This window comes from Enterococcus sp. AZ119, assembly GCF_050546175.1.
Classification (GTDB): domain Bacteria; phylum Bacillota; class Bacilli; order Lactobacillales; family Enterococcaceae; genus Enterococcus; species Enterococcus faecalis.
Window position 1 is genome coordinate 80,404 of sequence record NZ_CP172951.1, and the last position, 25,076, is coordinate 105,479.

A 25,076-nucleotide genomic window follows, 5' to 3' on the forward strand; every position below is an offset into this window, starting at 1 on the left:
TGGACAAGGAGTGATTTCAATGCCTAACGATGAACGGATTTTAAACGTTTTACAACAAACACTAACGGAAATTCAACGCATGAACACGCGTTTAGCTAAAATTGAAACAGAGTTAGCCGATGTCGATCAACATCACGCGACTTTGGATCATTACTTGCAAGAGCTAGAATTGGTGACAGAAAATAACAACGTCATGTAAAGTGAGTAGTTAGTAAATGAATGTTCTACGTTTCGGTATCACTAGAGTGGAACATTGAAAGTTTTCGTAAAAAACGCCAAAAGGTAGCAGTTTTTCTGCTACCTTTTGGCGTTTTTTGTAATTTCTATCACTTAAAATGTTTCACGTGAAAACTTTTAAAAGTGGCGTGGACTTTGTTTGGTGACAATTTGTGTATTTAAATTTTCTAAGCTTTGCGCTAGTTCACCAATGCTAGCAGAAAAATCAACATAATAAGTGGGAACCGTTGATTTGACACTAACTTCTGAAAAGATATCTGTAATAATTACATCGAAAGGCTTTTCTGGTGAAGCGACAAAAATTAATTTTTTATCCACGGCTTTACTTAGCTTTTCATAAAGGGTATCTAAAATTAAGTTACTTTGATTGGTCCTTACTAAGACACGAATCGGTGGTAAAGATTTCGTTTTCAGTGTACAAAAAAGAATAAACAAGCAGTCAACTAACAATTTTTCATTGCCAATCAATGTCGGAAGCATTTCAATTGTAAGGCGCTTCACATCTTTGTAGAGACTTGGATTTTTTTGAAGTGCTTCTTTTAAAAAGCTTTCTTGCACAAATGGATTGGCAATCGTGACAAAGGTCTTAAAAAAGACACTTAAATTTTGGATAGAAGTATATAGATAAAGATACTCGTGAAATGTCAATTTAATTTGATAAAAAGACGTTAGTTGATAAATGATCTCTTTAATGGGTGAGCCTAATAGCTGGACCATATGCATCCGTGCTGCTGGAATTTCCAAGACATCTTGTGTGGCGTAGCTGACACTAATCGTCAATAAGAAAAAGGCAAAAAGGCCTTCTTTTTGTATAAATTTTGTTGGAACTTGGTGTAAGGCTTCTTCTTTAAAAAACAATTCAAATTCACTCAGATTAACAAAGGGATTAACAATCGCTTCTTCCTCCACGAAAGTTTCTTTGATAAAAAAGCCCTCTTTCCAACGCGCTAAAATCACCGCAGAAAAAATTAAGTCTTTTGTAAAATCTTGTGTTGTATTGAAAGAAACAGAGTGTTTTAAACGTCGAAAGAGACTATGGACTTCTTTTTTAGTAATCGTGTGCAACGGCCAATCCCCTTCAGAGTAATTGTTCCAAAAAAGCATCATAAAGAAAATCCGGATATCTTTTTCTTTGCCCACCAACACATTGGTACGTTTTAAATTGATTTCAATCTGATATTTTTGGAGCCATTGGTTTAATTGTCCAATTTTTCGCGTAAAGGTTGATGAAGAAATTTCTAGGACTTTTTCAAAATGTTTGCTATCAATTGCATTATGGTTAAAGGCATAGGTCAGTACTTGATACGCGAAACTTTTTTTGACAAAGTAGGGCATCAAAAACGACAGTTGGAAATAGGGTGCAAACCAAAATGTGATTTCTTTGGCGTTTGCTGATAAAGAAAATAAGTTCTCCCAGCCGTTTTTTTCAATTTCTGTTTGGAGCAAAGCCACAGATTGTAGAATAGTATTTTGTTGCATTTTTAATTGAGTCGCTAAAGTAGAAATCGCCAATGTTTGTTCTTCTGCTTCACGACGTTCGAGTAACTCTTCTAAAAGAGCAAAACTTTTACGATAAGGTACATCAAGTAACCCTGTTAACATCCGATTCCCTCCAAACTGTTTTCCCCACGCAATTTGGCAAAATAAATTTTGCGAACTACTTGTTTTAGGTTATAGTATTCATCTAAATAAGGAACGGGATGCCAATAAAAAGTTTTACTGGCGTGAAAAAGCGGATTATTTTTGTCAGTAATGACTAAGTCAGGCACTTCTTGAATATGATTAACAAATTTCAAAGGAACATCGCAATAATTATTGATTTCCTTCGCTAACCAATTTTCTTGTATCTGATTAATAGATGAATGAAGTAAAATTTTAACAGGAATTTGTTTATTTAATAAAACGCTCCGAATAATTAAAAAAATGGTTTCTTTAAATAACGCATCTAGTGGATGTTGTTTGTCAAAAGGCAAACGCTTTAAGAAATAGTTGGTTGTTCGTGAAACATTTGGGTATTGTTTTTCATACAAAGAGACATTAGCAACCTCATAGCTCAATTCCTCTTCCACAGGGAAATGAATCAGTCGTTCACTGGCATTGGATAAATTAACCAACAAAAAGACCACTTCTATTGCGCTTAAATCCAACTGTAATTGCGTACATTTTTCAAAAATCCAAGTAGCGTGTGGACTGTTATCCATTCCCATGATCGCTAAGTTGGCAAAGTTGATGGTTTCCATTTGGACCAGAGAGTACATCGTTAATGTGCTGAAGAAATCATAATAAAAATGAATCTCAGCTTGCCAAGTGTCAGGTTCTTTTTGTTCATCAATAAAACAATCATTCACTAATAGTTGGAATTCTGAATAAGGAAAGGCCAAATTAATAGCAGCAACTTCTGGATAATTGGTGATTGTAAAACCGGATTGATAACGGAGTAAACCTATGGACATAATTAATTTTAATTTGCGTAAATCAGTATATGTAAAGTAAGGGTAACGGTTTTTGATGATTTCAATGAAGTTCTGCAATTGTGCTTGATTAGTCTTAGATAGAAATGGTACTAGAGAAGTTCCTGAAATGAAGAATAAGGAATAAAAGAAACTGCGAAAATCTTTCTCGTTCCCACAAATTTTTTCTCGTCTTTTTAAGTTTAAATAACAATTAAATCTAGCTAGATGATTATTTAAACGGTCACTGACTTGTTTAAAAATAGAAAAGTTAATAAAGTGCTCTTCACAAAAATCTTTGGCTGATGTGTAGCGTTTTAAAAGTAAATCCAGGGCTAACATATAGGTTAGTGACCCGCGGACAACAGCTTCTTTCATTAACTCAATCGGGATATTTTCATCGGCAACTAATTCTATGGACTGTTGATTATTAATGATGCGAATATGTACATTTTCATGTGTATTGACTCGAGAAATTAACAAAGTTAATTGATTCAATAAATTGTTGATATTGTAATGGGAAAATTCATATTTTCGTCGGAGTACTTGCATGGGGACTTTTTCTTTACTGTCATACAAGTATTCAATTAGGGAAAGTAACTGAATTTCCTGTTTGGTTAATAAGTTATACATAATAACCACCTTTCTAATTGGTTATGATTGTTTGATTTTTCAGATAATACAGATAGGGCATTCTTTTCTAAACGACATTTGACAATTGCCAGTGAAAGAACTAGTTGTTCTTATGCTACTGTATCTATTCTTAAAAATCAAGAAGAACTGAATGTGTCAAACGGAAGAAAACATGGACAAAAAATGGTAGAGCAAAAAATTATTAAGAAAAACAACCAGTTTATATAAAACATTTAAATAACAAAAATGATAATTTGAGTCTATTGATTTTTTAGCTTAAATAGCTTATACAAATAGGCTTTTTTGTCTGGTTAGTTCTTATGAAAAAAATTAAAAAAAACGGTATAGTGGAAGAAGGAATAGTAAAAATAAGAAAGGATAAGGACGTGTTTTCATAAAGATGAAAAGGGTTTCTGGGATTTCATCAACTTTTTCTATTTGGAGGAGAAGTTGTTGATAATTTTTGCTGAAAAATCTCGTTATACTCTTCTTATTCTTATAGAAGAGTCTATAGGAAAAAGCAGAAAATGAATCCGCATTCGAAGTAAGAGTGCGTTTTGAGGAGATAAAAAGAAAAGGTGTGTTGGCTGTCTGTTTTAGCAAGGAAGAAAGACAACAGAAGAGCACTCACTTATTTGGTTTAAAATAAAAAATTGGTACGAAGTGAACGTTCTCTTCTATGTGTCGTTAGTAGAGGAAGGATGAAAGAAATGAGAAAGAATGGTCCAATGGTAAACCGTTGGCTCTACGGGTTGATGTGTTTGTTACTTGTTCTAAATTATGGCACACCACTCATGGCTTTGGCGGAAGATGTTAACAGCGATGGCCAGTTAACGTTAGGAGAAGTGAAGCAAACCAGCCAACAAGAAATGACCTTAGCGCTTCAAGGAAAAGCACAACCAGTAACACAAGAGGTTGTAGTGCATTATAGTGCCAATGTGTCAATCAAAGCTGCACATTGGGCAGCGCCCAATAATACGCGCAAGATTCAAGTGGATGACCAGAAGAAACAGATTCAAATTGAATTGAATCAGCAAGCGTTAGCAGATACGTTAGTCTTAACGTTGAACCCTACAGCTACAGAAGATGTGACGTTTTCTTATGGACAACAGCAACGAGCGTTGACGTTAAATACTGGTACTGATCCGACAGAATCAACGGCAATCACGAGTTCGCCAGCCGCATCAGCGAATGAAGGTTCAACAGAAGAAGCATCTACAAACTCCTCTGTTCCTCGTTCGTCCGAAGAAACTGTCGCCAGCACGACGAAGGCGGTAGAAAGTAAAACAACTGAATCGACGACTGTCAAACCGCGCGTAGCAGGACCAACAGATATCAGTGATTATTTTACAGGTGATGAAACAACGATTATCGATAATTTTGAAGATCCGATTTATTTAAATCCTGATGGCACACCAGCAACACCGCCGTATAAAGAAGATGTGACCATTCATTGGAACTTTAACTGGTCGATTCCAGAAGATGTGCGAGAACAAATGAAAGCAGGCGATTACTTCGAGTTTCAATTACCTGGCAATTTGAAACCTAATAAACCAGGTTCAGGTGATTTAGTTGATGCAGAAGGCAATGTCTATGGAACCTACACAATTAGTGAAGATGGTACGGTTCGTTTTACCTTTAATGAGCGAATCACGTCTGAAAGTGACATTCACGGGGACTTTTCTTTAGATACTCATTTGAATGATTCAGATGGGCGGGGCCCAGGAGATTGGGTGATTGATATTCCTACACAAGAAGATTTGCCGCCTGTAGTGATTCCAATTGTCCCAGATACCGAACAACAAATTGATAAACAAGGCCATTTTGATCGAACGCCCAATCCTAGTGCGATTACTTGGACGATAGATATCAATCAAGCGATGAAAGATCAAACAAATCCAACTGTGACGGAAACATGGCCAACAGGGAATACCTTTAAGTCAGTGAAAGTCTATGAGTTAGTGATGAATCTTGATGGAACAATTAAAGAAGTGGGTCGCGAACTTAGTTCAGATGAATATACCGTTGATAAAAATGGCAATGTGACGATTAAAGGTGACACCAATAAAGCGTATCGTCTTGAGTACCAAACGACGATTGACGAGTCGGTTATTCCAGATGGCGGCGGCGATGTGCCTTTTAAAAATCACGCGACGTTAACAAGTGATAATAATCCAAATGGGTTAGATGCTGAAGCAACTGTTACCGCCACATATGGCAAAATGTTAGACAAGCGCAATATAGATTACGACGAAGCCAATCAAGAATTCACTTGGGAAATTAACTACAACTATGGTGAACAAACCATTCCAAAAGACCAAGCAGTCATTACAGACACAATGGGCGATAATTTAACGTTTGAACCAGATTCTTTACATTTATATTCAGTGACATTTGATGACAAAGGAAATGAAGTCGTTGGAGCAGAACTTGTGGAAGGAAAAGATTACAAAGTGGTAATCAACGGAGACGGTTCCTTTGCAATTGACTTTTTACATGATGTGAATGGCGCAGTCAAGATTGATTATAAAACCAAAGTTGATGGAATTGTCGAAGGCGATGTTGCCGTGAATAATCGTGTGGATGTTGGCACTGGTCAGCATTCAGAAGGTGATGGCACAGCCAGTCAACAAAATATTATTAAAAACACTGGCGCAGTTGATTATCAAAATTCAACGATTGGTTGGACGTTAGCTGTGAATCAAAATAATTATTTGATGGAAAATGCCGTGATTACGGATACGTACGAACCAGTTCCTGGCTTAACTATGGTACCCAATTCGTTGGTTGTCAAAGATACAACCACTGGTGCTCAGTTGACGTTAGGCAAGGATTTCATGGTAGAAATAACTCGTAATGCAGATGGTGAAACAGGCTTTAAGTTAAGTTTCATGGGGGCGTATGCCAAAACAAGTGATGCCTTTTACGTAACCTATAATACCTTTTTCGATGTTACCGAGTTAGATGCTAACAATCCTGCATTGGACCATTACCGAAATACCGCTGCCATTGATTGGATGGATGAAGCAGGAAACAATCATCATTCAAAAGATAGTAAACCGTTTAAACCTTTACCTGCTTTTGATTTAAATGCGCAAAAAAGCGGTGTTTACAATGCCGTCACCAAAGAAATCACTTGGACGATTGCGGTTAATTTAAGTAATAATCGTTTAGTCGACGCCTTTTTGACGGATCCAATTTTAGCCAATCAAACCTATTTGGCTGGGAGCTTGAAAGTCTATGAAGGCAATACAAAGCCAGATGGTTCGGTTGAAAAAGTGAAACCAACGCAACCGTTGACGGATATCAAAACGGAAGAACCAAGCGAGAAAAACCAAAATACTTGGCGTGTTGATTTTCCTAATGATAGTCGTACGTATGTGATTGAATTTAAGACGTCTGTTGATGAAAAAGTTATCGAAGGTTCGGCTAGCTATGACAATACCGCATCTTATACAAACCAAGGTTCTTCACGTGATGTGACAGGAAAAGTTTCCATTCAACATGGTGGCGAATCAGTGAAAAAAGGTGGCGAATACCACAAAGATGATTCAGATCATGTGTACTGGCATGTAATGATCAATGGCGCCCAATCGGTTTTAGACGATGTGGTTATTACTGATACACCCTCACCAAACCAAGTGTTAGATCCCGAGTCATTGGTGATTTACGGTACCAACGTAAAAGAAGACGGAACGATTACGCCAGATAAATCTGTTATTTTAGAAGAAGGAAAAGATTACACACTGGAAGTTACCACCGATAATGAAACAGGACAACAAAAAATTGTCGTTAAAATGGCCCATATTGAAGCACCTTATTATATGGAATATCGTAGTTTAGTGACTTCTTCAGCGGCGGGGAGTACAGACACGGTATCCAACCAAGTGTCAATTACTGGAAATGGTTCAGAAGTCGTTCATGGGGATGACAATGGCGATGTGGTCGTTGACATTGATCACAGTGGCGGGCATGCCACAGGGACTAAAGGCAAAATTCAGCTGAAGAAAACAGCCATGGATGGGACGACTATTTTAGCAGGCGCCCATTTCCAAATTTGGGACCAAGCTAAAACACAAGTCCTACGTGAAGGTACAGTAGACGCCACTGGGGTTATCACATTTGGTGGGTTGCCGCAAGGGCAATACATTTTGGTGGAGACAAAAGCACCAGAAGGCTATACAGTTTCGGACGAATTAGCTAAAGGCCGAGTCATTACTATTGATGAAGAAACTTCAGCCGAAGGAGCACAACCAACCATTATTAAAAACGATGTCAATAAAGTATTTTTAGAAAAAATGGATGAGAAGGGTAAAAAGTTAGTCAATGCTCGCTTTAAATTAGAGCATGCCGTAACCACGCCGTTTACTCATTGGGAAGAAGTTCCCCTTGCGCCGGATCGAACCAACGCGAATGGCCAGTTAGAGGTGGATAGTTTAAAACCAGGGCTTTATCAGTTCACAGAAATCGAAGCACCGACAGGCTATCTTTTAGACACGACACCCAAACGGTTCATTGTGACACAAAACACGAGCGGACAAATTCATGATGTTCATGTTAAAATGCTTAATTACCAAGGTTCTGCTGAACTAATTAAAAAAGACCAAGCAGGCAATCCATTAGCAGGTGCTGAATTTTCAGTCCTTGATACTACAGGACAAGCGGTTCGAGAACACTTAGTTTCGGATGCAAACGGAAAAGTCACAGTGACGGATTTAGCCCCAGGCAAATATCAATTTGTGGAAACCAAAGCGCCAGCAGGGTACCTTTTAAACACTGAACCAAGTGCTTTCACGATTGCAGCAAGCGATCGGGGCAAACCAGCAACAGTTATAGCAACGGCTAACTTTGTTAACTATCAAGGCGCAGCTAAATTAATCAAAAAAGATGTGAATGGACACTTATTAAGTGGTGCGACATTTAAAGTGCTTGATGCGAAGGGACAAACGATTCAAACAGGCTTGACGACAAATAGTCAAGGGAAAATTATTGCAGAGCACTTAGCCCCAGGTAAATATCGCTTTGTAGAAACCAAAGCGCCAACAGGCTATTTGTTAAATACCACGCCAGTCCCATTTGAAATTGCTGAGAAAAATGCTGGTAAACCAGCGGTCGTTGTTGCTAGTGACAACTTTGTGAATTACAAAGGGGCTTTCCAAATCGTGAAAACGAATAGCGCAGACCAACCATTAGCAGGTGCTGTTTTTGAACTATATGATCACAATAAACAATCATTAGGGATTACAGCAACGAGTGGCAAAGATGGCAAAATTATCTTTAGAGACTTGGCGCCAGGTACCTATTATTACAAAGAAATCAAAGCACCAAAATTACCAGATGGCGCAGATTATATTATTTATCCTGAATTAGTAAAAGTAGAAATTCGTGGTGATTTCAAAGGCGATCCGGAGATCTTCCAATTAGGGGCCTTCGCCAATTTCAAAGGACGCGCCGTCTTTAAGAAAATTGATGCCAATGCGAACCCACTTCCAGGAACGATTTTTAAATTGTATCGAATCGAAAACGGGGAAAAAATCTTTGAAAGAGAAGTAACTGCTGAAAAAGATGGTTCATTGGCTATGGAGGATTTAGGCGCTGGTAGTTATGAATTAGATGAAATGGATGCAACGGATGGCTATATCGTCAATAAACAACCCATTTATTTTGTAGTGAAGAAGAATTCAAATGATAAACAACCACTAGATGAGTTAGAGTTTGTAAATTATCAAGCGGAAGTAACGGGACGTAAAGTCAATGAGCAAGGTCAAACCTTAGCGGGTGCAGTTTTTGCAATTTACAACGCCGATAATCAGAATCAGCCACAAGGTTCACCAATAACATTCTTGAATCGTGCAGGAGAGAAAGTTTCTGAAATAACAACGGACAAGACTGGCGAAATTTACGCTAAAGGGCTGAATGAAGGGCATTACGTTTTAGTGGAAACGAAAGCACCAACAGGCTATCTGTTAGACACAACGCCACATCCATTTGATGTAACCGCCCAATTAGGAAAAGAGCAGCCAATTGCTTTAGGCGATCTTATCAATTATCAAGGAACTGCTCAATTAACCAAAGAAAACGAAACAGGTGAAGCATTGGCAGGTGCGGTGTTTAAGGTCATTGATGAAACAGGGCAAACCGTAGCTGGACAAGCCAATCTGATGTCTGACAAGCAAGGCAAAGTCATTGCGAAAAACTTAGCACCGGGAACGTATCGTTTTGTGGAGACACAAGCGCCAACTGGCTATCTTCTTAATGAAACGCCAAGCGCAAGCTTTACGATTGCGAAAGACAACCAAGGCAAACCAGTCACTGTGGTACTTAAAGCACCTTTTATTAATTACCAAGGTGCTGCCAAGCTGGTGAAAATTGATCAGCAAAAGAATGCCTTAGCAGGTGCTGAATTTAAAGTGACAGATGCAGAGACAGGGCAAACTGTCGCTCGTTCATTACGTTCTGACAACCAAGGGTTAGTTCAAGTGAACCACTTACAACCAGGAAAATATACCTTTGTGGAAACAAAAGCACCGGATGGTTACCAACTGTCTAAGCAAGCTGTCGCATTCACTATTGCGGCAACAGCGAAAGACAAACCTGAACTCGTGGATGCGGGCACGTTTGTTAACGAGAAACAACCTGTATCCAAAAAAACAAAACCAAATCAGCCAACAACGAAACAAGCAGCTAGAGAGACAGGTTGGCTTGGTTTACCGAAAACCAACACACAAGTCAATTACTTCTTTGTCTTTATCGGCCTCCTGTTGGTCGGTTTGGCAAGTTGGCTCTTCTATAAAAAGAGCAAGAAATAAGCAAAAACTATAAAAAAATAGGCCATCCGTCCTTTCGACGGATGGCCTATTTTTTTCCATCTTAAGCTAATCAACTGAACAAAAGTAGCTCCTTCTTATTGACATTCTCAGGTAACCCTTCATCTCAGTTTAGCCTTTGAACAGAACTTACTGGTTTCTTGGAGATAACCGCTTGTGCCTCAGCCTTTGTTTTTCGATGCTATCTTTAGGTATTTTGGCTAAAATATTGTACACTTTACATGTGCAAGAAATTTAGTTAGAGATATGAGGATAGAATGATGAAAAAGATGATGGTTTTATACAACGAAACTTCAGGAAGTAGTGAAAGTAAAGAGATTGCAGAACGCTTTAAAAAAGCTGCAGAAGCGAGAGGGGAAGCGGTTATTTTGCAACCTTCCAATCCAGACATTGATCCTGAAGAAATGCGGAAAAATGCCCAAGAAAATCAAGTGGGTGTCTTGGTCGTCATTGGTGGTGACGGGACCATTCATCATGCCGTTCAAAATTTTAAAGACACCATTCGTGACTATCAAATAGGGATTATTCCAGGTGGAACAGTCAATAATTTTGCACGTGTGTTAAGTATTCCTTTGAAAGAAGAAGACGCCTTTGAGACCATTTTGGCAGGACAGACCACGCCAGTTGATTTTGGGATGGTAAATCAAGATGTGATGATTTCGACCTTAACGATTGGACTATTAGCGGACACAGCAGCAAATGTGACCCAACAGGAGAAACAAAAATATGGTCCTTTAGCCTTTACAAAGCAATTTTTCCGCTTATTAATGAAAAAGAAAAAATACAAACTAAAAATTGATGGCGATGAAAGACGTTGGCATGGCAAAGCCCAATTATTAACGATGACCATGACGAATTCTGCTGGCGGCTTTACCAATTTTGATGCCAATGCCACGCCAGATGACGGCGAAGTCCACATTATCATTTTACCTAAGTTAGTTTTTTACAAGTTTGTCTATTATTTACCTAAAATTATCAGAGGACAATTAGATGAAATTCCTGGTGTCGTGTATTTCTCTGGGAGTCAATTTAAAATTAGTGGCGAAAAAGACAAGAAAGTCCAAACACGAACAGATGGCGACCCTACTGATAATTTACCGATTAAAGTAACGGTGGAAGCTGGGGGACTCAACGTGTTTGTTCCTGAAACGTCCACATCTACGAAAGAATAAAAGAAACAACTGTTATTTTTTCGTGGAATAGATTTCTCATTTTGTGTACAATAGAACAGAAGAGAGGCAGTTGAGTGAACAGTGAAATGGGATGAATATGTTGATATATTCGATACAGATGTCGTTTCTAAAATTATTATTTTAAGAAACTTGCCAATTAATGAAGGTTGGATTGACATCAATGAGTTAGCAGAAGAATTACAATTAAACAAAAAATCAGTCAAAAAATACGTAGAACTTCTAAAAGATGACATTACGTATTATGCTGTGGATAATGATGCTTCTTTGGCTTTTGAAAAGGGGCATGGCTATCGCTTGAACTTGGCGTCCAGTCAAGCATTCCAGAAACTTTATACAGCAATTTTTCGGGATAGTTTAACTTATCAAGTAATGGAAGATTTATTCTGGGGTCGATTTAATGGGATTGTGCCAGCGACAGCAAAATATCATACCAGTGATGCCACGATTCGGCGCTTGCTCAAAGGGTTTACAGAAATTTTAGCGCCATTGGGGTTAGTGATTAATAAAAGCACCTGGAAAATTGAAGGCAATGAAGCGTATTTGCGCCATTTTGCTTACACTATTTTTATGGACTTAATCCGTGATACTTGGCCTTTTGACTATATACAAGAAACGGAAGTCGCACAAACTGTCCAAAAAATGATGGCTTTTTTCAACGTAGAAGTTGCGGAAACGGTGACACGCCGAGTTAAATATATGGTCGCTATCTCAAAAGTCCGGAGTGCGCAAGGCGCCGAATATCGACCTTCAGCCGAGCAAGAAACTTATTTAGAAGGTAATAAACATTACCAAGCCTTTATAGAAGAGATGACAGCTACAACCCTTTTCCTTAACAAAAACGATTTAACTTTTGTGTACTTTTTCTTGTTAGCCAATGACCAATTTTATCAAGATGAAGCCACTGCACAAGCAATTTTAGCGCATTTTGATGAGACTGAAGCGCCTGTTTACATGTTGACTCATTTAGTCCAACATTTCTTATTAGAAGAAATACACATGACGCCGCAATTGGAGAAAATTCGTCCGCAAATTTTTTATTATTTGTTTGCTACACATTTATTTGCCGAACTTTACTATGTCCAAAATGTGAAAATGTATAATGTCTTTTGGAATAAAGTCAAAGAAAAATATCCAGTTCTTTTAGAAGAATTAAGCCAAGGCTTAAATCAACTTTACGAACAAACAGGCAATGAATTATTTACAAATAAAGAATTTTTGGCTTTGCGTTATTCTAGTGTTTTGGCGCTTTCTAATGATTTAATTCATCGTGAACAAAAAATTGTTTTAGGGTTAAAATCAGGCTTGCCAGTACTGGAAGAAGAACGGGTGAAACTTTCGATTGAAAATAATTTTCGTCGGTTTTATGCATTGGAAGTCTTACGATACAGTGAAGCAAGCAAAGAAGAATGGCAAAATATTGATTTACTATTAGTGACTTCTTTGACAGATGTAGAAACGGGCCATCCAGAGATCTTTTTACTTTCAAGTGAGTTAACGTTTGAACAATATAATCGTTTGAACCAAAAAATAGTAAAAATTAACGAGAAAAGAACCACGTCACTTTAATAAAAAATCAAAAAAATGGGCTTTTTTGAGGTATATGTCCGATAAATTGTAAAAAAATTTTTCTAAAAAGTAAAAAAAGACAAGAAGAAAACGTCAATAAGTAGGTAATCAACACCTACTTATTGACGTTTTCTCGTTGTTTTTTAATAAATACTGCGTCAATTCTTCTGAAAATTATGTCAAAAAGGTACTTTTTTTGCTTTTTTTATCGTAAATAATAGATGATTAGCTATTGATAGTAAAGGAACTACTACTTTTTTTAACAGGCGGTTAAAAAATATTGAGGGTTCTCACAAGAATTTTTCTATATAATAGAAAGAGCAAGGGAAGGAAGGCGGGATAGAATGAAAAAACGGATGGAACAAATTGAAGAAATCTTAAGTTGTGAAGAAAATAGTGCCGGTGTTCGATTAAAGGAATTGGTTGAGGCCTTAGAATTAGAAGTCACAAATCAAAACTTGTTAAAGGTAACAAGTATCTTACATATGAATCCAAAATTCAAAAAAATTTATGCATACGAAGACAGTCGTGTTATTACGCTGTATCAACTTTTACAAAATAAGCCGTTGGAAGTAACGGAATGAAAAGAGGGAAACACATGAAGAAAACAATACTTATTCTTCTATTTGGTTTATTGACGGTGGTTGGTCTACCAATGGTGACTGAAGCGGCTGAACCAGTTGATGCAACAGATGCAACAATTTTTGGTGCGCAAGCGATGGTACCTAATAGCACAGAGGATCAAACAGATAAGTTACAGACATTACTGAGTCAGACAGCAAAGGAAGGACGGGCATTATTTTTACCACAGGGAAGTTATGCTCTGTCAAAAGATATTGCGATTTCTTCAAATTATCAATTAATTGGCGATACAACAGGAGCCACTATTTTACATAATGCTACAGGTGCACCGATTCAGCTAACAGACACAACGTACGGGACGAAAACCAATGTACGACTTCAAAATATTGCTTTTGACGGCATCAATGTGACCTTAAAATTGACGAATCAATTAACGCTAGCAAACAATATCTTTTATAATCCATTAAAAGGATTCGTGGTCAATTTAAATGCAGATATTGGCGTTAAAATTTCAGGTAATATTTTCATGCGAGACACAGCACATATGCAGCCAGGGATTGATTTTAACCGAGCGATTTACATTGGTGGTTATTCAACACCAAGTCGCTTCCAGTATATGTCAGATGTAGACATCGTGGACAATTTATTTGGGTTAAAAGTGACGGAATTAGATGCGATTAAAAGCACCAGTCGTTCAGACTTAGCAGCAACTATTACACGTTTACAAACAGCCATTGAAGCAGGTGCTATTTCAGTACCTAATGAACAAAATTATCTATCCACCGGGGTTAATTCTTTTAATATGTTGAAGGATGTAACTGTCCAACATAATTTTTTCTATTCACCCTATGACAATGAAAACTTAAACGGCTTAGGTGGCGATCATGCGATTTATTTCCGTGGTGCCCAAAATATCACGGTGGTGGGGAATCACTTACGTGGACTACAAAATGGTCCAGCTGGCGGATTTAAGTTTAAATCAGGCCGTAATATTACGATTATGAATAATTATTTGCGAAATACAGGCCTCATTATGTATGGAACACCAGAGATTGGTTTGGCAGAAACGCAAGCAGAGGGTGCTATCTCAGAACTCTCTAACTGGTTAGTGGCTAATAACATTTTTGATTGGAAGTATTGGAACAATCAATATGCAATTGGAATGGAATACAATCGACATACAGGAAATAACAATGTGTTCAATGGCGTATTTATCAACAATCAGTTTGTTAACTACCATAATATTCCGCAAAACCGACGTCGGGAATTGTTAATCGCTAGTGGCGGTGGTTTCCGACCAGAAACGAGTTTTGTGAAAGACAATACTCGAGATGATGGCCTTAAAAACGGCCAATTATTGGTAGAAAATTGGACAGAGGCGGACTATCGCTTAATGCCAGCAACATGGGAATCGTTAATTTCACCAACACTTTATGAGCAATATAAAAATACGCCAATTCCGGTTAGAAATACTTTAGCAACCCCTGTGGCTACAACGATTGTGCAAGGACAATCAATCGATCCGCAGCAACTGGTTGCTAATACAAATGACGCGGATGAAGCAGTCCCAGCCGCTAAAATCGTCAATCCAGAGGTCTTAAATGAAATCGGCCAACAAAAAGTGACTGTTCAATTAACTTATGAAACAGGGTCATTGGTAACAGTGAACGTACCGGTGACGGTAGAGGCCCCTGCAAAAAAGCTTGATTTGTCCCAGCTACAAACCGTTTATGCTTTGATTGGTGAAGCAAACCAATATACAGTTTACTCTTGGCAGCTATTCACTGCCATTGGGCCTAAAACGATTGTTCCTTCCTATTATCAGCAGGCGACACAATTGTTAGCAGAAGGTCAGGTGAGTGGGAACAAAACTCAAGAACAAGTGGATCAGTTAACAAGTAATTTGCAATCTGCAATGAAAGTATTAGTCAAAAAAGCCGATATCACGCTAGAGCGTGCAGAAGCAGAAAATGAACTGGCAAGCGTTCATAAATTAGACGAATCTGTATATACCACAGACTCTTGGCAAGCCATGCAAGAAGCCTTAATAGATACAACAACTGGCGAAGAAAGTTCTAAGCAGTTACAACAACTGCTTGCTTGGTCAGATGAAGAATTATTAGAGCCAACACTTGGTGGCTTTAAAACGCCTGCAGATGCACAAAAGCGTATTAACCAATTAACACAAACCATAAAAACGGCGTTACTTCTGTTAGTTGAAAAATCAACAGAGACAACTAGTAACACAAGTGAAAGCAGCACCTCAAGCACAACCAGTGAAACCAGTAATACCAGCGAAAGCAGCACGCCAAGCACGACAAGTGAGAGCAGTAGTACCAGCGAAAGCAGCACCTCAAGCACAACCAGTGAAAGCAGTAGTACCAGCGAAAGCAGCACGCCAAGTACAACCAGTGAAACCAGTAATACCAGCGAAAGCAGCACGCCAAGCACGACAAGTGAGAGCAGTAGTACCAGCGAAAGTAGTACCTCAAGCACGACAAGTGAAAGCAGTAGTACCAGCGAAAGCAGCACGCCAAGCACGACAAGTGAAACAAGCAATACAAATGAAAGCAACACACCAAGTACAACCAGTAAAACCAGTAGTACCAGCGAAAGTAGTGCTTCAAGTACGACCAGCGCAACCAACAGTACAAGTGAGAGTAGCACCCCAAGCACTTTAAACGAAAACAGTCAAAGCAAAGGCCAGAATTCTGTCATTTACGCGGTAGAGTCTAATCAAGATCCTAATGACGCTCAAAGTAATTCAAAGCCCTCTGCCAAGGCTAGTCAAACAAAGGAATCAGTAGCAGAAAACCAAGCAACTAAACAGATACAGACAAATAAAGAATCGTCAGGAACAGTCAAAAAAGCGGATAATACGACTAAAATTGCCAAGAAAAAATTCCCCAAAACAGGGGAACAATCTTCAGCAGTTGGGAGCTTCCTAGGCCTGAGCTTTTTATCGTTAGCCATAGCAACCTATTGTTTTAAAGTGAAAAGATAACTCTTTAAAAACGGATAAGTAAACATCCTGAAACAAGAAATAGGACTTGTTTCAGGATGTTTTCATATAAAATTAAAAGAACTACAGTTTTTAGTGAAAAAATACACAAAAGTACTTGAAATTCTGTGATATAAGGGTAAAGTAAAGGAGGACAAAAAACAAAGGAAGTGAAATGTTTGTATACACCAGATGAAATTTTAAGTATTAGTATTGAAAATGGTCAGAAAAAAATTCAAAAGCCTTTGGTAGCAAAACTCATTTTAGGATTTATCGGCGGTGCCATGATTTCCCTCGGCTATTTGGCTTATGTGCGTGTTTCCGCCTCTATTCCAGCAGATTTAGCCAGTGTTCAAGCTTTAGTGGGAGCTGCGGTTTTCCCAATTGGTCTAATTGTTATTTTAATGGCTGGTGGTGAGTTAATCACAGGAAATATGATGGCAGTGAGTACGGCTTGGTTTGCTAAAAAGGTCTCTTTCAGAGAATTACTCGTGAACTGGGTCACAATTACATTGGCAAATATGGTTGGCGCCTTATTTGTTGCCTATTTTTTTGGTCATTATTTAGGTTTAACCAGTAGCGGCGCCTATTTAAATCAGGTTCTTTCTCTTGCAGAACATAAAGTTGCAGCAACTTGGCTTCAAGCAATTATTTCAGGTATTGGCTGTAACTGGTTCGTAGGTCTGGCCTTATGGCTTTGTTATGGTGCGAAAGATGCAGCGGGGAAACTATTAGGCATCTGGTTTCCAGTAATGATTTTTGTTGCAATTGGCTTTCAGCATAGTGTGGCGAATGCATTCATCATTCCAGCCGCAATTTTTGAAGGCGGCGTTCAGTGGGGAGACTTTTTCCGTAATTTTATTTTTGTTTATTTAGGTAATATCATTGGTGGTGCCATTTTTGTTTCTGGCTTTTACTATTTAAGCTATCGCAAACATTAAATCCATTTAGCAGATAAAAACCTACACAAAGGCTAAATGCCTTTGTGCAGGTTTTTTCTTTTTAAACAAAAAGGAAAACGGTTGAAAAATTATTGCTAGATTTTTAAAACAATGTTACATTAATGTTACAAAAAGATTTCTGGAGGTAACGAAAAATGAAAAAAATTGCTTTGTTCAGTATGTTAACGTTCAGTGTATTGTCTTTAAGTCTAGCAGGATGTGGAAACAAAAAAACAGCAAGCACAAATGATTCTAAGCCAAAGCAAGAAACAAAGAAAGCCACGCAGAAATCCTCTAGTCAACAAGAAATGAAAAGTAGTCATTCGTCTGTCACGGGTCAAAATTCTAATGTGACAGGGGAAAATCCGTCAGAAAATGCCACGCAGCCTTCTGCAGGAACTGATGAAACGAATGAAGTCCCTCAAAACCAAGCACCTGATACAAACATTACAATTACCAATGTTGTTTTCAATCCTGAAAGAAATGAAATTAATGGTACTACATTACCTAATGCAACCATTACAGCAACGGTAGTCGGTGATGCTTCTGCACAAGCAGGTGTTTTTTATGCGGATGCCAATGGCAATTTTACAGTAATTAGTCCCAGAGCGGGAGCGACTACTCAATTAATCGCAACCGTTGATCAACGGAATAGTGCACCTGTCCAAATTGATATTCCAAGTTCAGGACAAGAAGCAGCGCTTTCTTTTAGCAATATTACGATTGATCCGAAACAAGGGACAATTTCTGGTAAAACAGCACCTAATGCAACTATTTTAGTGTCACGTGCAGATGATGCGCGGGTGATTTTAGCAAGTTTTACTGCGGATGCCCAAGGGAATTTCACAGCCAGTAATTTAGTTCCCGGCACAAAAAATCGCTTAGATGTTACGTTAAATGGAGAAATAGGGACACCTTACTTGTTTGATTTACCAAATTAAAATAGAAGAGAAGTGATCAAAGCCACCAACGCTAGTTAGCGTTGGTGGCTTTGATGTTTTAAGCTTCTTCTTTTTTATGATTGCGGATATGTAAATAGATGGTATTTTTTGAAATACCTAATCGATTGGCAATCTTTATGACAGAATCTTTGAGATTAAAAATTCCTTGATCATATAAACGAATAACAATTTCTTTATTTTGATTCAAATGTGATACATTTGGATCGCTTTCTACTGCTTGTTTTACTTTTGTCAGTGAAGTAGTGATTAATTCGTCAATATTGTCAGAAAAATGTTCAGAATTTTTAAGCTCTTGGGACATATCATTTTGTTGTCCTGAAGGTAATAAGTCTTGCAAGTAATCAATTAATGGCATTTCTAAATGCATATTGATACAGATTAATCCAATAATACGATCATTTTCACCGATAACTGGAATAGTGGAAGATTTTAAAATAACCCCTTTTTGATTTTTATTGTAGTAGGGTTTCACAGCGTAATCATGTTCCGACTCTACTTGACTTAACATTTTTAACGCCATATCAGTAATGGGGGCACCTTCCTTGCGGTTACTGAAATGGCCATTGATGACTTTGATAGCTGAACTTTCCAAATTTTCTAAACTATGAAGAATGACTTCATGGGTACTACCAAAGAAGTTCCCTAATCCATCAAGCATTAAGGCATGTGAATGTAAGATTTGTTTATCTACTTCACTTAAACGTAAATATGACTCCAAGTGATATCCTCCCCTACACTGAAATTAATTTTAGTGTAATACTTTTTTAATGGAAAAGCAATAAGATTCTTTACGTTAAAAAAATACATTGACTAAACTTTTGTTTAGTCGTATACTCTGAATGTGGAATGAAATTTTTGTTACTCATTGTACTTTAGTTCATCGGAATGCTCGCTCATTCTTTCACTTGTTGAGCAATAAAAATTTTATTCAGGAGTACCATCCGTTATAAAAAAATATAGTTGGAGGCAAAGAAATGAAAACGTTATCAGGAATCTTGATGTTAGTCTTAGTTTTATGTGGCATGTCCCTATTCTCTTTTAAAGCACCGCGAGGGAAAAAATCTTTAAGTGCTTTGTCTGGTGCAGCTTGTGCCACCTTTCTACCAGAGGCGTTTTTGCGATATGCAGTAGGCGGCGTTTTTCATTTAGATTATGTGTCGCAAATTGGTGAAACTATGGGTAGTCTAGGTGGTTTAGCAGCTGGAGCTCTTGTGCCGCTCGCTTTCGGGATTAGTCCAGTTTTTTCAATTATTTTAGGTCTGTCATTGATTAAAGTCAGCTTGTTACCAGCCTTTATTACCGCATATCTTTTATCTTTTGTTGTTGAGCAGATGCAAAAACGTATTCCAGAAGGGATTGACTTATTAGTCGTTATTTTAGTCATTCCAGTCGCTGCTTCGTTAGTTGCTGGTTTTATTCAACCCGTTGTATTAGGTGTCCTAGAAGTTATTGGGGGCACGATTTTAAGTGCAGTAGATGGCAATCCATATGTGATGGGCGCAATTTTAGGTGCTATTATCCCGATTGTTGGTATGACACCGTTAAGTTCAATGGTTTTAACTGCCTTGATTGGTTTGACTGGTGTACCAATGGCTGTCGGTGCGTTGACTTGTTACGGCAGTTCCATTGTCAATGCGGCGCTATTTAAAAAGTTAAAACTAGGCACAGCTTCAACCCCGTTAGCTGTGGCAATTGAGCCATTAACACAAGTCGATATCATCAGCTCCAATCCAATTCCTATTTACGCAACGAATTTAATTTCAGGAATGGTTAGTGGTATTGTAGTGACTTTCTTTGGCTTAAAAGTACCTGTGACAGGAATGGCAACGCCGTGGGCTGGTTTACTTGTGACATTAGGTAACAATGCCATTCAAACGACTTTACTAGCAGTAGCGATTATCACAGTGGTCAGTCTGATGTTTGGATTTTTAGGTGCGCTGGTCTTTAAACGTTACAGAATTGAAGCGGTGGATAATACACCAGAATTTGAAGGAACGACGGAAGTAACCAGTGAAAAAGAAGCAGTAAAAACCAAAGGAGGAGTTACGTATGAACACAGCTATGGCCATCAATAAACCTAAAAAAGTGAACAAAGTAATGAACTACAAAAGTTGTTTTGACATTATCGGTCCTATTATGATTGGTCCTTCTAGTTCGCATACAGCTGGGGCCTTAGCGATTGGCTTAGCGGCAAGAAAGTTATTCGGCGGAACGCCAGAAAAAATTGTGATTAAATACTATGAATCTTTTGCAGACACGCATAAAGGACATGGAACTGATTTTGCAATTATTGGCGGAATTCTTGGACTAGCAGCAGATGATGCCAACGTAACACAATCCATTGAACTTGCGGAAGAACAAGGAATTGAGATTCAATTTTTAGAAATGAGTGAAGAAAGTCCAGTGAAGCATGCTAATACAGCATGTGTGACACTCAGTGATGCAACGCACGAAATTCATTTAACAGGAATTTCTGTAGGTGGCGGCACTATCGAGGTGAAATACATTGAATTAGACGGTTTCAATGTCCAACTACATGGTCCTTTACCTATTTTGTTAGTCATTAATCAAGAAGAGCAGGCGATGCAAGCTTTTAAAGATACGTTACAAAAAAATAATATTCAAGTGAATGCGGTGTCTCGTTATGTGGAAGGGAATCAAATTTTATTCATCTTTGACTTAGATTCGGCACCAATTTCCTCGGTGAAAGAACAACTGTTTTCACTAGATGACACATCGAAAATAATCTTATTATGATAGGAGTTTGACATATGTACCTTTCGATTGAAGAATTTATCGATAAAGCTGAAAAAACAGGAAAAAAAATCTCTGATTTAATGATTGAGCAAGAAATGGAACGTAGCCAAAAAAGCTATGAAGAAATTTGGACACAGATGGGTCAAAATTTGGATGTCATGGATGCTGCTGTCAAACGCTCGCAAGAAGGAGCAGGCGTTTTTTCTCCTACTGGGTTAACGGGCGGTGATGCAGCGCGTTTAAAAAAATACCGCGCAGCTGGCAAAACGTTATCAGGTGATTTAATGATGTCTGCAGTTCAAGCCGCACTAGGTACTAATGAAGTCAATGCAGCAATGGGCGTTGTTTGCGCAACGCCAACTGCTGGTGCAAGTGGCACCTTACCAGGGGTTTTAACAGCGATTAAAAATACCTTGAATTTAACGCGTGATCAACAAATTCGTTTCTTATTTACCAGTTCTTTATTTGGAATGGTCACAGCCAACAATGCGATGATTGCTGGTGCTGTTGGTGGATGTCAAGCCGAAGTAGGCAGTGCTTCAGCGATGGCCGCCGCTGCAGCTGTTGAAGCGGCTGGCGGAACACCACGCCAATCTTCTGAAGCTTTTGCTATGGCTTTAGGGAATTTATTAGGTTTAGTTTGTGACCCAGTGGCTGGGTTAGTCGAAATTCCTTGTGTCAAACGAAATACAGTAGGTGCAGGCAATGCGTTAATCGCTGCAGATATGGCTTTAGCTGGAATTGTAAATAAAATACCAGCAGATGAAGTGGTGGAAGCCATGAATAAAGTCGGCCGTCAATTACCACGAGAATTGAGAGAAACGGGTTTAGGTGGCTTAGCTGGCACAGCGACTGGCCAACGAATGAAGAATGAAATTTTTGAAAAAGTAAAATTCACCATTGTTTAAAATTTAATCATGAAGAGGGAAATAAGATGCTGGATATGAAAAAAATTCGCCAAAATGTAGAAGTGGTACAGAAAAAGTTAAAAACACGTGGTGTGGACGAGGAAGTTTTATTGCGCTTTTTGGCTTTAGATGAAGAACGGAGAGCGTTACTTGTTAAAGTTGAAGAACTGAAAAAACACCGTAATCAGGTGTCAGGAGAAATTGCACAATTAAAGCGTGCACAAAAAGATGCTTCACAACAATTGCTAAATATGCAAGAAGTTAGCGAGCAAATTAAAGTTTTAGATCAAGAAGTTGTTCATTTGCAAGAACAATGCACAGCCATTGCAGAACGTTTGCCTAACTTACCTCATGAGAGCGTACCTGTTGGCGCAGACGAAGCCGCCAACGTAGAAGTTCGGCGGTGGAGTACGCCGAAAACTTTTTCATTTGAACCGAAACCACATTGGGAAATCGGTGAAGCCTTAGGAATTTTAGATTTTGAAAGAGGCGCGAAAGTATCTGGTAGCCGTTTTCTTTATTACAAAGGCTTAGGGGCTCGTTTAGAACGAGCGGTCTATAATTTTATGTTAGATCAACATGTTAATGAACATGGTTATACCGAGGTGATTCCTCCTTATTTGGTCAATAGCAAAGCAATGTTTGGCACTGGTCAGTTTCCTAAGTTCAAAGAAGATGTCTTCCAAGTTGCAGAAAGTGATTTGACGCTGATCCCCACAGCGGAAGTCCCATTAACTAACTACTATAATAATGAAATTTTAGATGCGCAAGAGTTACCGATTTATTTCACTGCTTTAAGTCCTTCTTTTCGCTCGGAAGCGGGTAGTGCAGGTCGTGATACCCGAGGATTAATTCGTTTACACCAGTTCCATAAAGTAGAAATGGTTAAATTTAGTGATGCAGAACACTCCTATGAAGAATTAGAAAAAATGACCAACAATGCTGGAGACATTTTAGAAAAATTGGGCCTCCCTTATCGAGTGATTACTCTTTCGACAGGTGACATGGGCTTCTCGGCAGCGAAAACCTATGATTTAGAAGTTTGGATTCCGGCACAGAAAACGTATCGAGAAATTAGTTCTTGTTCAAACTGTGAAGACTTCCAAGCACGTCGGGCGTTGATTCGTTATCGTGATAAAACGGGTCATGTTCAATATGCCCACACTCTTAATGGGTCAGGACTTGCTGTTGGTCGAACAGTGGCTGCCATTTTGGAAAATTATCAAAATGAAGATGGCACCGTAACGATTCCAGAAGTTCTACGTCCTTATATGGGCGGTTTAACGAAAATAGATTAAAAAAGAAGGTTGATGTCACAACATCAACCTTCTTTTTTTATTCGTTAAATCCGTTAACCAATGCCCAATTTCTTGAAAAACTGTAGCTTTTTCCGTTTCTAATAAAATTTCATGACGCAATGTGGGAAATAGTCGTAACGTCACGTGCTGAAAACCTGCATGCTTTAATTGCTTTTGAATTTTCGCTGGCCCCTTGCTGAAATCACCAACTGGGTCTTCAGCGCCACTAATGATTAAAATAGGCAATTCTTTTGGGATCGCTTGGTACCAATTCCTTTGATTGGCTCGTTTAACAAGCGAAAAAAGGGTAGCAAAACCATTATTGGTAAATACGAAGCCCATTAATGGGTCATTTTCATAGTCAGCGACATTGGCTTGATTTTTAGAAAGCCAATTAAAGGAACTTGCTTCAGGAAATTTTTTACTAAAAGAACCAAATGCCAGCTTATCAATGAACGGAGCTGGTTTTTTCGGCTGTTTCTCGGCCATTTTTTTAATAAAAGGCAATGCTGCGGTTAAAGGTAACGGACTTGTTCCAGTGCCCATGAAAATGACTCCTTGCACAGTCACAGGATAGTCTTGCAGATAGTTGCGCAAGGCGAAAGACCCCATGCTGTGACCCATCATAAAATAGGGCAATTGTGGATAGCGATTCACAGCCCATTGTTTCACTTGATGAATATCTGTAACGACATTTTCAGGCCCTTGTTCTCCAAAAAAACCATAGATTGGTGCGCTTGGTTGTACAGATTCGCCATGACCTAGATGATCATGACCAATTACGGCAAACCCTAATTGATTTAAAAAACGAGCAAATTCATCATAACGTTGGATATGCTCTGCCATGCCGTGAATCAATTGAACTACGGCTTTGGGTGAAGGACAGGGCCAATGACGTACATTGAGCTGAGTTTGTTGATCGTTTGAAGTGAGTATGAATTGTTCAGTCATAAGAAACCCTTTCTTTGCTTTTTGATTATTATACAAAAAAAAGACGGTGTTCAAAAGAAAAACTCATGAGAAAACGCCTCAGCTTTCACTGAGACGCCTTTTTTTATTTATCTTTAATAAAAATAGCAATGATGTCAAAGAATAGTCGATTTTACTAAGTGATGAATTATGGGTGGTACAAATACTGCTGGAAATAGTTGTTAACTTCAAGGGCATCTTCTTTATTTTTTGAAAGAATTAAGATGGTATCATCCCCAGCGATGCAGCCCAAGATATGAGGGTTGTGGATACGTATGCGATCAATTAAAACCCCAATGGCTTGCCCGTTGCCAGGTAAGACGGTTAAAAGATTTGTGAACTCTATTTGTGTTAAAGAAACACCAGTTTCAATAATAATGTCAACAAGACGTTCTTCATCTGTTTTATATTTTGGACGAAGGGCAGAATTATTCAAGATACGATAATAGGCTTCTCCTTGACCATTGTCTACTTTGTTTAAATTCAGCTCACGAATGTCACGAGAAATAGTTGCTTGCGTGGTGTGAATATTTTCTTTTTCCAATAATGCTAGTAATTCACTTTGTGTATGGATTTCATTTTCTGTGACCAATCGCTTAATCATCGTTTGGCGTTTTAATCGGTTCATTACTTTCCTCCAGTTCAGTTAATCATGCAAAAAAACATCATTGCTGTTATTTAAAACGGTGCCAGTAATTCCCTAAAATCACTGTACAACGTTTTACTAAATTGTGCAAGTCTCACTTTTTTAA

At 38.3% G+C, this 25,076-nt stretch carries 17 protein-coding genes; 12 read left to right on the forward strand and 5 right to left on the reverse strand.

Going from position 1 to position 25,076, the window contains the following annotated elements; translation table 11 throughout:
• Nucleotides 1–19 precede the first annotated feature (19 nt).
• Nucleotides 20–199 (forward strand): hypothetical protein, encoded by a 180-nt coding sequence (locus tag IGL37_RS00350; protein ID WP_002381345.1) that lies wholly within the window; start codon nt 20–22, stop codon nt 197–199.
• A gap of 155 nt (nt 200–354) precedes the next feature.
• Here IGL37_RS00350 and IGL37_RS00355 read toward each other — a convergent pair whose 3' ends face one another.
• Entirely contained in the window at nt 355–1,839 is a 1,485-nt protein-coding gene (locus IGL37_RS00355; protein ID WP_002359246.1) for a helix-turn-helix domain-containing protein, read from the reverse strand.
• On the reverse strand, nt 1,833–3,320 hold the full coding sequence (locus tag IGL37_RS00360; protein ID WP_002381348.1) for a helix-turn-helix domain-containing protein: 1,488 nt from the start codon (nt 3,318–3,320) through the stop codon (nt 1,833–1,835). The genes IGL37_RS00355 and IGL37_RS00360 overlap by 7 nt, the downstream gene beginning before the upstream one ends.
• Nucleotides 3,321–4,030: 710 nt before the next feature.
• Between IGL37_RS00360 and fss1 the strand changes: the two genes are divergently transcribed.
• From fss1 to IGL37_RS00395, 7 genes are all read left to right on the forward strand, one after another.
• Nucleotides 4,031–10,129, forward strand: coding sequence for a fibrinogen-binding MSCRAMM adhesin Fss1 (gene fss1 / locus IGL37_RS00365; protein ID WP_010815759.1), 6,099 nt, complete (start codon nt 4,031–4,033; stop codon nt 10,127–10,129).
• 275 nt (nt 10,130–10,404) lie between these two features.
• Nucleotides 10,405–11,319: a diacylglycerol/lipid kinase family protein gene (locus tag IGL37_RS00370; protein ID WP_033918154.1), complete on the forward strand. Its 915-nt coding sequence runs from the start codon at nt 10,405–10,407 to the stop codon at nt 11,317–11,319.
• Between the two features lie 81 nt (nt 11,320–11,400).
• Complete coding sequence (locus IGL37_RS00375; protein WP_002385450.1) at nt 11,401–12,906, forward strand: helix-turn-helix domain-containing protein; 1,506 nt, start codon at nt 11,401–11,403, stop codon at nt 12,904–12,906.
• A 344-nt stretch (nt 12,907–13,250) separates the two neighbouring features.
• Nucleotides 13,251–13,490, forward strand: coding sequence for a hypothetical protein (locus tag IGL37_RS00380; protein WP_002356115.1), 240 nt, complete (start codon nt 13,251–13,253; stop codon nt 13,488–13,490).
• The gene (locus tag IGL37_RS00385; protein ID WP_281517335.1) at nt 13,487–16,492 is read left to right on the forward strand and encodes a glycosyl hydrolase family 28-related protein; all 3,006 of its coding nucleotides are present in this window, start codon (nt 13,487–13,489) and stop codon (nt 16,490–16,492) included. The genes IGL37_RS00380 and IGL37_RS00385 overlap by 4 nt, the downstream gene beginning before the upstream one ends.
• 176 nt (nt 16,493–16,668) lie before the next feature.
• Nucleotides 16,669–17,430, forward strand: coding sequence for a formate/nitrite transporter family protein (locus IGL37_RS00390; RefSeq protein WP_002389593.1), 762 nt, complete (start codon nt 16,669–16,671; stop codon nt 17,428–17,430).
• A 155-nt stretch (nt 17,431–17,585) separates the two neighbouring features.
• Nucleotides 17,586–18,371 carry a lipoprotein gene (locus IGL37_RS00395; protein WP_002356118.1) on the forward strand — a complete coding sequence of 262 codons (786 nt, stop codon included), beginning with the start codon at nt 17,586–17,588 and terminating at the stop codon, nt 18,369–18,371.
• A gap of 58 nt (nt 18,372–18,429) precedes the next feature.
• On the opposite strand, the gene IGL37_RS00400 is transcribed toward IGL37_RS00395, so the two are convergent.
• Nucleotides 18,430–19,050, reverse strand: a complete 621-nt coding sequence (locus IGL37_RS00400; RefSeq protein WP_025187198.1) for a helix-turn-helix transcriptional regulator — start codon at nt 19,048–19,050, stop codon at nt 18,430–18,432.
• 316 nt (nt 19,051–19,366) lie between these two features.
• Here IGL37_RS00400 and IGL37_RS00405 point away from each other — a divergent pair, with 316 nt between their 5' ends.
• The 4 genes from IGL37_RS00405 to serS are packed head-to-tail and all read left to right on the forward strand — an operon-like array spanning nt 19,367 to nt 23,355.
• A complete protein-coding gene (locus tag IGL37_RS00405) occupies nt 19,367–20,467 on the forward strand; it encodes a PTS sugar transporter subunit IIC (RefSeq protein ID WP_002368593.1) in 1,101 nt (366 codons plus the stop codon).
• Entirely contained in the window at nt 20,454–21,149 is a 696-nt protein-coding gene (gene sdaAB, locus IGL37_RS00410) for an L-serine ammonia-lyase, iron-sulfur-dependent subunit beta (protein ID WP_002387470.1), read from the forward strand. Before IGL37_RS00405 ends, sdaAB begins: the two co-directional genes overlap by 14 nt.
• A gap of 14 nt (nt 21,150–21,163) precedes the next feature.
• The gene (gene sdaAA / locus IGL37_RS00415) at nt 21,164–22,057 is read left to right on the forward strand and encodes an L-serine ammonia-lyase, iron-sulfur-dependent, subunit alpha (protein WP_002356122.1); all 894 of its coding nucleotides are present in this window, start codon (nt 21,164–21,166) and stop codon (nt 22,055–22,057) included.
• 26 nt (nt 22,058–22,083) lie between these two features.
• A complete protein-coding gene (serS, locus tag IGL37_RS00420; RefSeq protein WP_002356123.1) occupies nt 22,084–23,355 on the forward strand; it encodes a serine--tRNA ligase in 1,272 nt (423 codons plus the stop codon).
• Nucleotides 23,356–23,370: 15 nt separating this feature from the next.
• On the opposite strand, the gene IGL37_RS00425 is transcribed toward serS, so the two are convergent.
• Entirely contained in the window at nt 23,371–24,342 is a 972-nt protein-coding gene (locus tag IGL37_RS00425) for an alpha/beta hydrolase (RefSeq protein ID WP_002390352.1), read from the reverse strand.
• A gap of 130 nt (nt 24,343–24,472) precedes the next feature.
• Nucleotides 24,473–24,952 (reverse strand): arginine repressor, encoded by a 480-nt coding sequence (locus IGL37_RS00430; RefSeq protein ID WP_002356125.1) that lies wholly within the window; start codon nt 24,950–24,952, stop codon nt 24,473–24,475.
• Nucleotides 24,953–25,076: the final 124 nt, after the last annotated feature.